Here is a 12428-nt window from a genome sequence, read left to right as displayed (position 1 = left end):
AATACGATGGCATTCAATCTAAAAAACCGGAATTTTCTGAAGCTTTTGGACTTTTCAGCAAAAGAAATTAATTATTTACTCGACCTGTCGGAATCGCTAAAAAAAGCAAAATATGCCGGCACCGAGCAGCCAACATTAAAAGGGAAAAACATAGCCCTCATTTTTGAAAAAACATCAACCCGTACCCGGTGCGCTTTTGAAGTAGCGGCACTTGACCAGGGCGCACATGTGACTTACCTGGGGCCCTCGGGTTCGCAAATAGGATACAAAGAAACCATGAAAGACACAGCGCGTGTTCTGGGGCGCATGTACGACGGAATTGAATACCGCGGATTCGGACAAGAAATTGTGGAAGAGCTGGGCCGGTTTGCAGGCGTGCCGGTCTGGAACGGATTGACAAACGAATTCCATCCCACCCAAATTCTGGCCGACTTTCTTACCATGAAAGAACACTCGGACAAGCCGCTGTCTCAAATAAAATTCTGCTACCTGGGCGACGCGCACAACAACATGGGAAACTCATTAATGGTGGGAGCAGCTAAACTGGGAATGGATTTCAGGGCCGCTGCGCCAAAGGAATGCCAGCCAACTGCAGAATTGCAGGAACAATGCAGGCAGATTGCAGCCACAACCGGGGCAAAAATTTCAATCACCGAAAACGTGGAAGAAGCCGTAAAAGACTGCGACTTTTTGTACACCGATGTTTGGGTTTCGATGGGTGAACCGGCAGAAGTGTGGGCAGAACGTATTGAATTACTGAGACCTTACCAGGTAAATCAGACGGTGATGGATCTCACAAAAAATCCGGACGTTAAATTTTTGCATTGTCTTCCGGCTTTTCACAACCGCGACACCAAACTTGGCGAAGAGATTTACCAGAAGTTCGGCATTGAAGCCATGGAAGTCACCGAAGAGGTTTTTGAAAGCGATGCTTCAGTTGTATTCGACCAGGCAGAAAACCGGCTTCACACCATAAAAGCAGTTATGGTTGCCACGCTGGCATAATATAAACTATTGTAATAACACTTCAAAAATCCAGTTCTTAAGGCATGAAAAAATTTGTAATTGCCTCGCTGCTTGTTTTGGTGGCAACAGTTGTTTATTCGCAAAACGATCTGTTAAAAGAAATCATGTCCTACTCCGACAGTACGGAAATGATGATTCGAAACGGAAAAAAACTCATTCTCGAAAAAACCGTTTCAGGAGATCACCAGAGCGCCAACAGCACGCTTAACTATATAAAATCGAATGCCGACAAAAGCTACGTCGTACTATTTCCGGTTGAGGAATTGCTATTTTCTTTGGCAACACGAAATTTCCAGTTGTTTTTGTACAACGCGAAAAATTTTGAAACACTGCTCGAAGACAAAACAAAAACAGTAGCCGGCGTAAATATAACACCCGGACTGAACGAATATCTTACCAACGAAATACCCTTTATTTCAGAAGATTTGGATAATACCCAGCTTGCGGAATATGACAAGGAAGTTATCAGCATGTACATCAGGTACTACACCGGCGAGGATCCAACCGGGCTTCGCCAGTCTGTAAAAAAATACCAGAAAACCTACCCTGATTCTGAATACTCCTATTTTATAAATGGTATAAAAAGAACGACAAACAACGGCAGGATGAACTTTACCTTTGGGTATGGCAACGAATTTCTTTCAGGCGACATTTCCGAGACATTCACAAACCGACTGCACGTATTAAGCATGGAGATGGACGGATTCATTAACCAGTTGTACCTTTCGCTTTTCCTCGACGGAAGTGTAAACCGCGTGTTTTCCAACATCGATTTGCCAATAAAAGACACCGACCTTACCCACACAAAAGACCAAAAAGTAAGCAGCCTGAAATACGGAATAAAAATCGGGCGCACCGTGTTTTCAAATAAAAGGCTGGTGGTTTATCCGTTTCTCACTATCGGCGGTTATCAGATGAACTCTCAATCGGACATAATCGATAAAAACGATTCAAACAACACGAAAAACAACCTAACCAGTTCCTTTCTTGCCGGGGTTGGTGCTGCAAGCGACATTATGCTAATAGAATGGAAATCGAAGTCTGCGTACGAACCTGACGGGTTTCTGTTTATCCGACCGCAAATCGGATACGACCAATTCCTTTCGGGCAAGAAACATACGCGAGGCAGTGATTTTTATTTCATGATTTCGCTGGGTGTCAGCTTGGGATCGTTGTAGAAAACTGACTTCAAAACAAATAAGTCATTTTCCATTACGATACACTTCGTAAAGTAATTTTTCAATTTCAGCAATTGCGTTTAAATGCGAGCCCGAAAAATGGTTAACCATAACAGAAAACGAATACCGCTTTCCAGGTTCGGGCGAAATGTAACCGATGTAACAACGGACACGCGTCATGGAACCACTTTTTGCGCGGAGTGAATTTTGAGGAAACAACCTGGGGTCGAAATAATGAAGAGTTCCGTTGCCTGCAGATGGCAAAGACTTCCAAAAATCATCGGAATATCTTCCGGATTGATCCATATAATTCAACACTGACACAAGAAATGCAGGAGAAACAGCATTGAAATGAGACAAGCCGCTGCCATCTTCCATAATAAGCTGTGAAACATCCAGCCCTTTGCTTTTCCAGAAATCAACGATGAGATTCAATCCTGATTCCCGCGTGCCTGTTCCGTTTTTTTCTGCAGCAACTTGCTTCACCAGGTGTTCGGCAAACAAATTTACACTTTCATGATTCAACACTTTCACAATCTCGGCAAGCGAAGGAGATTCCGTCACGTAAATCAACTTAAAATCTGCAGGTTCAACTTTATTTATTTCTGAATCTCCCGACACAAAAATTCCTTTGCGAGCCAGGTGAGCCAGAAAATCATCGGCCAAAAGCTTTTCGGGGAAAGGATTTGAAGCTCGTATTGTAAAGCTTTTCCTGTTTTTGGGGATAGTGCCTCTCACTACCCGGTCTCCGTCAAACGGACTTCCAAAAACATAAGCCAAATCCCGGTTGCTGTCTGACGACAGAACTTCGTTTCGCATTGTGAGTCCTTTTATCTGAGGGCGCATTGCAACAATTTCTGTGGGTAGACCGGCTTTCGGTTGCGAGCGAAAACTGATTCGAAAAAGATTGTCGTAAAACGTAAGTGCACTGGCACCTGCACCGTAGTAATTTCCCATGTCTTCCCAAATCCAGGTTGGCGGAACCGGTTCGGTGTCGTACAACGAGCAGTCCAAAACAAGGTGCCCTTCAACTTTTTGTATGCCGGCAGCCCTCACCTGCGCGGCCCACGTTTCCAAAAATCCCGACGCCGGATAATAATTTCTAAAATATTCTGAACCGAGGCTCGGATCTCCCCCGCCAACAATTACAAGATTGCCTTTCAGCACTCCGTTTTCAATTTTTCCGGAATAACCGAGCTTGGTTTTAAAATGGTAATCGGCGCCAAGAATTTCGAGTGCTGCAGCCGACGTAACAACTTTCAATACCGAAGCCGGGATAAAAAGCTGTTCGGGGTTGTGTTCAAAAAAGGTTTTGCCGGTAGCCGATTCAACAACCTGAATTCCAACCGAAGCATTTCTGTATGCTGGTTGCTCCAAAAAATTCTGAAGTTGTTTTTCGAACGATGTCTGGGTAAACGCCGGAGCCCAGATAAAAAGAAAACCAATGGCCAAAAAAAAACGTACTTTCATTTTTGTTACTTTTACCACCCAAAAATAACAGAATACGAGAGATCAAAAAACAACCGCATGTTAAGAACAATATTATTGGTAGGTAGTGGAGGATTTATTGGAAGTGTGATGCGCTACCTGGTGCAGTATTACGTAGAAAAAACGCTTACCAGCACTTTTCCGTGGGGAACTTTTGTCGCCAACATTGCAGGTAGTTTTATAATAGGAGTAGTATTTGCCCTTGCCGAAAAAGGAAACCTGCTGAGCGCTGAATGGCGGATTTTTCTGGCAGTGGGAATTTGTGGCGGTTTTACCACCTTCTCTTCTTTTGCCTACAATAACTTCTCTATGTTAAGCGATAAGGCGTGGGGCTCGCTGCTCCTGAATGTGGGAGGAAACTTATTCCTCGGAATTTTAGCCGTATATCTTGGAGTTATTCTCGTTCGTTTAATCTTTTAAAATTCAAACTATGAAAATAGAAAGCCAGGCCGGGATACTAAAAATTTACGTAGGCGAATCAGACAAAATACACGGGCGCCCGTTGTTCGAAGAGATTGTGTTTGAAGCCCGAAAAACAGGCATGGCCGGCACTACTGTTTTTAAAGGAATTATGTCGTTTGGCGCCAGTCATTCGGTACACACCATGAAAATATTTGCACTTTCGAGCGACATGCCGGTTGCCATAGAAATTGTTGATTCGGTTGAAAAGCTGACCAACTTTGCAGTCCGAATAAACGAAATGATGGACGAAAGCCAAAAAGGCGGACTGATTACCTTACAAAAGCTGGATGTACTCCGGTACGAGGTAGGACAAAAATACAGAAAATAAAAACACAGGGTTATTAACTATTCTATCAAAATTCAGGTTAACCCTATATGAAATATAACAAACCTTATGCAACGAGAAGATAATGGAAACAGAACATTTTTCTTATCTTTGAACGGCATTCTGAAAATCTATGCAACTTATTGATTTTCTGACTAAAACAAGTAGAAGTTAAACAATAAAAAAACAAGTTATCATGTTAATTAGCGACATTAAGGCAAGAGAAATTCTGGACTCACGTGGGAACCCGACAATTGAAGTAGAAGTGCTTCTTGAAAGCGGAGCATTTGGCCGTGCAGCCGTTCCGTCCGGAGCGTCTACAGGTGAAAACGAAGCGCTTGAATTGCGCGACGGCGACAAAAGTCGTTACTCAGGAAAAGGTGTTCTGAAAGCAGTTGCAAACGTAAACGATATTATTGCCAAAGAACTGGTAGGAATGGATGCAACCAACCAGGTTGCCATCGACAGCAAACTGCTGGAAATGGATGGTACAAAAACCAAATCAAAATTAGGCGCAAACGCCATGTTAGGTGTTTCACTGGCATGTGCCAAAGCAGCTGCCGAATATTCAGGTCTGCCTTTGTACCGTTACATTGGTGGTGCAAACGCAAAAACTTTACCTGTTCCAATGATGAACATCATCAACGGCGGTTCTCACTCTGATGCTCCTATTGCATTCCAGGAATTCATGATTCGTCCGATTGGCGCTTCTTCTTTCCGCGAAGGCTTGCGTATGGGTGCTGAAGTATTCCACGCACTGAAAAAAGTATTGCACGACCGCGGCTTGTCAACAGCAGTTGGCGACGAAGGTGGTTTTGCTCCTGCTCTCGACGGAACAGAAGATGCTTTGAACAGCATTATCGAAGCCGTTAAAAAAGCTGGATACAAACCAGGCCGCGCAGAAGACGGTGGCGATGTTTCCATTGCCCTTGACTGTGCTGCTTCTGAATTCTATGTTAACGGAGTATACGATTACACAAAATTTGAAGGCGAAGGCGCTGCAAAACGTAACAGCGAAGAACAAGCTGCTTACCTGGAAGAACTGATTTCTAAATTCCCTATCGATTCTATCGAAGACGGAATGAACGAAGCAGACTGGGACGGTTTTGTATTGCTGAACAACAAAATTGGCGACAAATGCCAGTTGGTTGGCGACGACCTGTTTGTTACCAACGTTGAATACCTGAAAAAAGGTATCGAACTTGGTGCTGCCAACTCTATCCTGATTAAAGTTAACCAGATTGGTACTTTAACCGAAACATTAGATGCAATTGAAATGGCACACCGCGCTGGTTATACTTCAGTTACTTCACACCGCTCAGGCGAAACTGAAGACTCAACCATTGCCGACATCGCAGTTGCTACCAACTCAGGACAGATCAAAACAGGTTCATTGAGCCGTTCAGACCGTATGGCTAAATACAACCAGTTACTCCGCATCGAAGAAGAACTGGGCGCAAGCGCTATTTACGGGTACAAAAAAGTATACAGGAAATAATGAATATTCCTTCACACGCATAGTGTGATTACCAAATAAAAAGGCCGTCTTAAAATTTGTTTTGAGACGGCTTTTTTTATACACTTTTGGAATAATGCTCAAATACGATGCTGTTATTGCATAAAAAAAATCTGCTGCAAAAGAAAGTTCGACAACTATTGGTCACCTATTTATGGCTTTAATGAGCTTCTTGCGGTTGCATCGAAAAAAACATTTCTTTGTACAAACAACCTCTTCCCAATAAAACATTCCTGCATGCACCGGCCTCGCTAAACAGATAAGAATAATAAAGTGGCACACTAACAAAAGTCGGCTTTCCAGATTCCGACACACAGCTTTCGAAAAAGCATTTGCCACATTTCTAAAAACAAAAATCGCGGTAAAAAAGTATTTCACCGCGATTTTGTGACGTATTAAATACGTTGTTAATCTCTATTTATTTGACTTCCTCAAAGTCTACATCGGTTACTTCGCCATCGTCTTTTGAACCGTTGTTCTGTGACTGCCCGGCATTTGCATCAGCCTGTGGGCCTTGCTGAGCACCACCTTGTTGTGCGCCACCCTGAGCCTGCGAAGCATTGTACATTTCCTGCGATGCAGCCGAGAACACTGTATTCAGTTCATTCATTGCTGTGTCAATGGCAGCTAAATCCTGACTTTTATGTGCTTCTTTCAGTTTTGCCAAAGCATCTTCAATTGGTTTCTTTTTATCAGCCGGAATCTTATCGCCATACTCTTTCAGTTGTTTTTCTGTCTGGAAAATCAAACTGTCAGCCTGGTTCATTTTATCGGCTTTTTCTTTGGCCTGTTTGTCGGCTTCGGCATTGGCATCAGCTTCCTGCTTCATTCGTTTGATTTCGTCTTCTGACAAGCCGGAAGAAGCTTCAATACGAATTGACTGTGATTTGCCGGTTGCTTTATCTTTAGCATGAACATTCAAAATACCGTTGGCATCGATGTCGAATGTAACTTCAATTTGCGGTATACCACGTGGGGCTGGCGGAATTCCATCGAGGTGGAAACGTCCGATGGTTTTATTGCCCGAGGCAATTGGCCGTTCACCCTGCAACACATGAATTTCAACTGAAGGCTGGTTGTCGGCAGCCGTGGTAAATGTTTCAGATTTTTTTGTAGGAATGGTAGTATTGGCCTCAATCAATTTGGTCATTACACCACCCATGGTTTCAATACCTAACGAAAGCGGAGTTACGTCAAGCAACAAAACATCTTTAACTTCACCGGTAAGAACACCACCCTGAATTGCAGCACCCACGGCAACAACTTCATCCGGGTTTACACCTTTCGACGGGCTTTTACCAAAGAATTCTTTTACTTTATCCTGAACAGCAGGAATACGGGTAGAACCACCCACCAAAATCACTTCGTCGATGTCGCTGGCTGTTAAACCTGCATTTTTTAACGCTTTTCTACATGGTTCGATGGTGGCGTTAATTAATGTATCAGCCAATTGTTCAAATTTTGAACGAGTCAGTGTTTTTACAAGGTGTTTTGGAATTCCGTCAACCGGCATAATATATGGCAGGTTGATTTCAGTCTGAGTTGAGCTTGACAATTCGATCTTAGCTTTTTCTGCGGCTTCTTTCAAACGCTGCAAAGCCATTGGGTCACGTCGCAAATCAACTCCTTCGTCTTTCAGAAATTCGTCTGCCAGCCAGTCAATAATAACGTGGTCAAAGTCGTCACCACCAAGGTGAGTATCACCATCGGTCGATTTCACTTCAAACACACCGTCACCTAATTCCAGAATAGAGATATCGAATGTTCCTCCACCAAGGTCGAACACGGCAATTTTCATGTCTTTGTCCATCTTATCCAAACCATAGGCCAACGATGCAGCGGTAGGTTCGTTGATGATACGGCGAACTTTCAATCCGGCGATTTCTCCGGCTTCTTTGGTTGCCTGACGTTGTGAATCGCTAAAATATGCAGGAACGGTAATAACCGCTTCACTTACTTCTTGTCCCAGGTAATCTTCGGCTGTTTTTTTCATTTTCTGCAAAACCATAGCAGAAATTTCCTGAGGCGAATATTTGCGGTCGTCAATCTGAACACGCGGCGTATTATTGTCTCCCTTTACTACTTTATAAGGTATACGTTGAACTTCTTTGTTCATTCTGTCAAACGATTCGCCCATGAAACGTTTGATTGAAAAAACCGTTTTTGTAGGATTGGTAATCGCCTGCCTTTTTGCTGGGTCTCCGATTTTACGTTCTCCATTTTCAACAAAAGCAACAATTGAAGGTGTCGTGCGTTTTCCTTCGCTATTGGGTATCACCACAGGTTCGTTACCTTCCATAACTGCCACACATGAGTTGGTAGTCCCTAAGTCGATTCCAATTATTTTTCCCATTTTAATAATTTATTTCGTTACTGTTTAAATTTTTCTTTTCAGAAATTTCACTAAAAACTGAACCCTGAATATCAATGACTGTGCCACCGGAGAAATTGACAAACGATCCGAAAATATGACACAACCAGATAAAAATTAGCGAAAACTTCTGTCAAAACCCGGTGACAAAAAGGCAGAATTGTATTTTAACCCCGTTGGCCGGAAAAGCAGACCTATTATTTCAATTACACAAAAAAGTTTGCTATTTTCGGACTTTCAATCATCAATAATATGACAACAAAACCTACACGTACCGAACCCCGGAAACGACTCCATTCTCTTGATGCTCTTCGCGGATTTGACATGTTTTGGATTACAGGCGGAGGCCTTTTAGTAGTAACACTCTCGCAAATAACTGGTGCCGACTGGCTTGAAAGTCAAATGCGCCATGTTAAGTGGGACGGATTTCATTTCTACGACCTGATTTTCCCGCTGTTCATGTTCATCTCGGGCGTGGCCATTCCATTTTCAATCATTTCAAAACTGGAAAAAAATGTTCCTCAGCGAAAGCTTCTTGTCAAAACATTTAAACGTTTCATTCTGCTTATCGTTTTGGGTATTTTATATAACGGAACTTTTCGTAATGGTTTTGAAGACGGACGAATTGCAAGTGTGCTCGGACAAATCGGTACTGCATACTTTTTTGCAGCTGTTATTGTCATCTATTTCCGTTCAATCCGCAGCCGATTAATCTGGCTGGCTAGTATTTTAACCGGCATTGGAATAATTCAGTTGCTCATTCCGGTTCCGGGAGTTGGAGCAGGAATTTTAACGCCCGAAGGATGCATAAACGGATACATCGACAGGATGCTTCTTCCGGGACGGCTTCACGGCGGAACTTTCGACCCTGAGGGGATTCTTTGCAGCCTCTCGGCAACAGGAATTACTTTGATGGGAACTTTTGCCGGAAGTATATTACGCAGCAAAAAAACCAACGACTGGCAGAAATTGGGATATTTATCTGCTGCCGGCGTTACAAGTATTGTTTTGGCGCTTATTCTGTCTACATTTTATCCGATTATAAAAAGCTGCTGGACCTCCCCGTTCAATCTGCTTACAGGTGGCATTAGTTTTTTACTGATGGCTTTATTTTATCTGATTATTGATCATTGGGGATTCAAAAAATGGGCTTTTTATTTCCAGGTAATCGGAATGAACTCTATCTTTGTCTATCTTTTTGCCCGCATTGTTGATGTTTCACGCATAACAGGATTTTTCCTCGGATGGCTGGCAAAACCACTAGGCGAAAATGGCAACGTGCTTTTGATTGTCGGTAACCTCGCGGTAATTTGGCTGGTGCTCTATTTTATGTACAAAAAGAAAATCTTCATACGGGTTTAAAAGGCACATTTAACAATTAGACAAGTATGTTAGACAGAGAGTTAGAAACAAAAATCATAGATTTTCTACGAGAGAGGTTTGATAACCTTTCCGGACTATACGTTTTTGGAAGTTACGCAACAGATTTACACACTTCTCAGAGTGACCTGGAATTGGCATTTCTGTCCCCTGATAAAATTTCAGTGGCAGACCGCAGAGATATGCAAAAAGCACTGGCAACGTTGATCGATATTAATATCGATCTGATAGATTTAAAAGAAGCATCTGTTGTTTTACGGGCAGAAATTTTAAAAGCCGGAAAACAAATTTACTCTGGCAATAGTTACGAGTGCGACAAATTTGAGATGGTTACCTATTCTATGTACGCAGATATTAGCGGAATTAACCTGCGGATGACAGGCTCAAAATAACAAACAAGGCAGCTAATACCGGCTTCTGTATACCGAAACACTTAACTCCGGCCCGGGCAGAATAAATTGTTCAGTGGAAGCAATGCGCCAGGCCAGTGTTGTTTCAATTCTAATTTTTGAATTGACCTGGCTGAAGTGTTGTAAATAAGGAATAAAATTATGCCTGATTGGCCCCATCTCATCAAGACTGGGAACTGCCACTCCCGGAAGATATTTCAATCCGAATCCGTATTCTGCCCTGAGATTGGGATACCAGCTCCAGCCCAAATCGGTTTCCAGCAAAATCCAGTCGGTTCTTTTGTAGCTGTTATAGCTTAGTCCGGCACTTATATTCCTGTTCCATTTATGGCTGCAATATTTCTGATTTTCGTACCTCACGTAACCTCCGTAAACAAAATCGGGTTCGCGGTTGAAATAGTTAAAAAACGGTCCAAACTCAACCCGTGAACCACTGAAACGCGTTCGAATCTCCGACAATTCCCAATCGGCCAAACTGGCTTCGGGTCTTTTCAAAAACAGTTTTTCTTTCAGAAAATCGGAAAACTGCTCCCATTCCTGGTCTGCAAAGTGCCCTGCACGCACATCGCGTTGGTGCTTAATCCGGGCAATTTCGCGAGCCACTTTCATAATTTCGGCATCAGAAAAAAGCCTTCCCGGATAGTACTTTTCCAATAACCAGGCGGCAGTCATGTAATGGTTCATCGGCACTACCCGTCCAATTCCCCAACCGGCTTTTGCCCGAAGGCCATACCGTAACTTCGAGAGTTCTGACTCCTGATTATATGGAAATATTGCCTGATTTGTATCAGTAAGAGAACCTTCTGTTTTCCGTTTAAACAAATCATAAGTTCCCCACGCGTTCACACTCACCAGTGTATAATTTTTTCGGTCGAAATAAAATCGGGCGGTATAATTTGCCTGAACATTTGTTCCCACTCCTACCAGTTTTTGCTCCGCATCAATCGACTGAACAGCCGAACTGTCAATCCAATCTCCTTTTCCCAAATAAGGGCCGGCTTCAAATGCAATGTTCCAGGCCTCCTGACGGTATGGCAAAAAAATCCAATTGCGGCTCTCCCACCGGAAACTGGCCATTCCTTTTGTGAGTTCTTCAAAATTCCGAAACTTTTCGGTACGGTACTCTTCCCTTCCGGAGTCAAAGGAAAAAACAGCACCGGTATTCAGTTCACGCTTAATAAAAAAGTACAAAGCAGAACTGTCAGCAAAACTTTGTGCCTGAGTTTCCACAAAAAACATGAATGAACCAATAATTACCAAAAGAACACTTGCCAAAAACTTTCTCATATTCTGAATCATTATTAAAAGACAAATTAAAGAAACTTCCTGCAATCCCAAACCAGCTGTGGTTAATAAAAGTTAAGTGAATAGAATTCATTGCAAAAAAACTATTTTGCAGTGGCAAATCCTTTGGCTATTTTTGTAGCCAATTCTGAATTAAAGAAAAATGTCAGTACAAAGCCAAATAAAAAGGGTAACCACGCACCGGTTATCAGAAATGAAACTGAGGGGTGAAAAAATAAGCATGTTGACATCTTATGATTACAGCATGGCCAGTTTAGTAGATGAAGCAGGAATCGATATTATTCTCGTGGGCGACTCGGCGTCCAACGTAATGGCCGGGCACGAAACCACATTACCCATTACCCTCGACCAAATGATCTACCACGGCTCGTCTGTGGTACGGGCGGTAAAACGCGCGTTGGTTGTAATTGACCTTCCTTTTGGCACATACCAGGGAAACTCACGCGAAGCACTCAATTCTGCCATCCGAATAATGAAAGAAACTGCTGCAGATGCTGTAAAACTCGAGGGCGGGGCAGAAATTATTGAATCTACAAACCGAATTTTATCGGCAGGAATACCGGTTATGGGGCATCTCGGATTGATGCCGCAATCCATTCACAAATACGGAACTTATACAGTAAGAGCCAAAGAAGAAGAAGAGGCTGAAAAGTTAATGCACGATGCCAAATTACTGGAAGAGGCAGGTTGTTTTGCCATTGTACTGGAAAAAATTCCGGCAGCACTGGGAAAACAGGTAGCCAGCGAACTTAAAATTCCCGTTATCGGAATTGGCGCCGGAGGAGGCGTAGACGGACAAGTACTGGTTCTCCACGACATGCTGGGGATCACCCAAAAGTTTTCGCCACGTTTTCTGCGTCGCTACCACAACCTGGCAGCCGAAATTAAGGGTGCGGTTGGCAATTACATTGAAGATGTAAAGTCGATGGATTTTCCCAACGAAAAAGAACAATACTAAATCCGCCTG

11 protein-coding genes are annotated in these 12428 nt (G+C 42.9%); 8 read left to right on the top strand and 3 right to left on the bottom strand.

The genetic code is table 11. The features are described from left to right. Positions 1-6 precede the first annotated feature (6 nt). Together argF and BUB08_RS16005 are read left to right on the top strand one after the other, a co-directional pair. Entirely contained in the window at positions 7-1005 is a 999-nt protein-coding gene (gene argF, locus BUB08_RS16010; protein WP_073002917.1) for an ornithine carbamoyltransferase, read from the top strand. Between the two features lie 44 nt (positions 1006-1049). After that, the gene (locus BUB08_RS16005; RefSeq protein ID WP_073002916.1) at positions 1050-2204 is read left to right on the top strand and encodes a hypothetical protein; all 1155 of its coding nucleotides are present in this window, start codon (positions 1050-1052) and stop codon (positions 2202-2204) included. Between the two features lie 24 nt (positions 2205-2228). Here BUB08_RS16005 and dacB read toward each other — a convergent pair whose 3' ends face one another. Next, positions 2229-3674 (bottom strand): D-alanyl-D-alanine carboxypeptidase/D-alanyl-D-alanine endopeptidase, encoded by a 1446-nt coding sequence (gene dacB, locus BUB08_RS16000; protein ID WP_139249751.1) that lies wholly within the window; start codon positions 3672-3674, stop codon positions 2229-2231. Between the two features lie 57 nt (positions 3675-3731). Here dacB and crcB point away from each other — a divergent pair, with 57 nt between their 5' ends. From crcB to eno, 3 genes are all read left to right on the top strand, one after another. After that, entirely contained in the window at positions 3732-4112 is a 381-nt protein-coding gene (gene crcB, locus BUB08_RS15995; protein WP_073002914.1) for a fluoride efflux transporter CrcB, read from the top strand. 10 nt (positions 4113-4122) lie between these two features. Continuing rightward, the gene (locus tag BUB08_RS15990) at positions 4123-4482 is read left to right on the top strand and encodes a DUF190 domain-containing protein (protein ID WP_073002913.1); all 360 of its coding nucleotides are present in this window, start codon (positions 4123-4125) and stop codon (positions 4480-4482) included. Positions 4483-4675: 193 nt separating this feature from the next. Continuing rightward, positions 4676-5977 carry a phosphopyruvate hydratase gene (eno, locus tag BUB08_RS15985; RefSeq protein WP_073002912.1) on the top strand — a complete coding sequence of 434 codons (1302 nt, stop codon included), beginning with the start codon at positions 4676-4678 and terminating at the stop codon, positions 5975-5977. A gap of 436 nt (positions 5978-6413) precedes the next feature. Here the strand turns inward: eno and dnaK are convergent, their stop codons facing one another. Next, positions 6414-8348: a molecular chaperone DnaK gene (gene dnaK / locus BUB08_RS15980; protein WP_073002911.1), complete on the bottom strand. Its 1935-nt coding sequence runs from the start codon at positions 8346-8348 to the stop codon at positions 6414-6416. A 270-nt stretch (positions 8349-8618) separates the two neighbouring features. On the opposite strand from dnaK, the gene BUB08_RS15975 reads away from it, so the two are divergent. Further along, positions 8619-9728 carry an acyltransferase family protein gene (locus BUB08_RS15975; RefSeq protein ID WP_073002910.1) on the top strand — a complete coding sequence of 370 codons (1110 nt, stop codon included), beginning with the start codon at positions 8619-8621 and terminating at the stop codon, positions 9726-9728. Positions 9729-9754: 26 nt separating this feature from the next. Continuing rightward, positions 9755-10138, top strand: a complete 384-nt coding sequence (mntA, locus tag BUB08_RS15970; RefSeq protein WP_073002909.1) for a type VII toxin-antitoxin system MntA family adenylyltransferase antitoxin — start codon at positions 9755-9757, stop codon at positions 10136-10138. Positions 10139-10150: 12 nt separating this feature from the next. Here mntA and BUB08_RS15965 read toward each other — a convergent pair whose 3' ends face one another. Continuing rightward, on the bottom strand, positions 10151-11443 hold the full coding sequence (locus BUB08_RS15965; protein ID WP_139249750.1) for a hypothetical protein: 1293 nt from the start codon (positions 11441-11443) through the stop codon (positions 10151-10153). A 160-nt stretch (positions 11444-11603) separates the two neighbouring features. On the opposite strand from BUB08_RS15965, the gene panB reads away from it, so the two are divergent. Then, complete coding sequence (gene panB, locus BUB08_RS15960) at positions 11604-12419, top strand: 3-methyl-2-oxobutanoate hydroxymethyltransferase (protein ID WP_073002907.1); 816 nt, start codon at positions 11604-11606, stop codon at positions 12417-12419. Positions 12420-12428: the final 9 nt, after the last annotated feature.

Origin of the sequence: Mariniphaga anaerophila (genome assembly GCF_900129025.1) — a bacterium.
Lineage (GTDB): Bacteria > Bacteroidota > Bacteroidia > Bacteroidales > Prolixibacteraceae > Mariniphaga > Mariniphaga anaerophila.
This window is presented reverse-complemented; position numbering and strand designations above follow the sequence as displayed.

Bases quoted from the DNA above. Each gene is read 5' to 3' on its own strand.
- BUB08_RS15965 (WP_139249750.1), bottom strand. From the start codon at position 11,443: ATGAGAAAGTTTTTGGCAAGTGTTCTTTTGGTAATTATTGGTTCATTC.
- dnaK (WP_073002911.1), bottom strand. From the start codon at position 8,348: ATGGGAAAAATAATTGGAATCGACTTAGGGACTACCAACTCATGTGTG.
- BUB08_RS15975 (WP_073002910.1), top strand. From the start codon at position 8,619: ATGACAACAAAACCTACACGTACCGAACCCCGGAAACGACTCCATTCT.
- crcB (WP_073002914.1), top strand. From the start codon at position 3,732: ATGTTAAGAACAATATTATTGGTAGGTAGTGGAGGATTTATTGGAAGT.
- panB (WP_073002907.1), top strand. From the start codon at position 11,604: ATGTCAGTACAAAGCCAAATAAAAAGGGTAACCACGCACCGGTTATCA.
- eno (WP_073002912.1), top strand. From the start codon at position 4,676: ATGTTAATTAGCGACATTAAGGCAAGAGAAATTCTGGACTCACGTGGG.
- mntA (WP_073002909.1), top strand. From the start codon at position 9,755: ATGTTAGACAGAGAGTTAGAAACAAAAATCATAGATTTTCTACGAGAG.
- BUB08_RS16005 (WP_073002916.1), top strand. From the start codon at position 1,050: ATGAAAAAATTTGTAATTGCCTCGCTGCTTGTTTTGGTGGCAACAGTT.
- dacB (WP_139249751.1), bottom strand. From the start codon at position 3,674: ATGAAAGTACGTTTTTTTTTGGCCATTGGTTTTCTTTTTATCTGGGCT.
- argF (WP_073002917.1), top strand. From the start codon at position 7: ATGGCATTCAATCTAAAAAACCGGAATTTTCTGAAGCTTTTGGACTTT.
- BUB08_RS15990 (WP_073002913.1), top strand. From the start codon at position 4,123: ATGAAAATAGAAAGCCAGGCCGGGATACTAAAAATTTACGTAGGCGAA.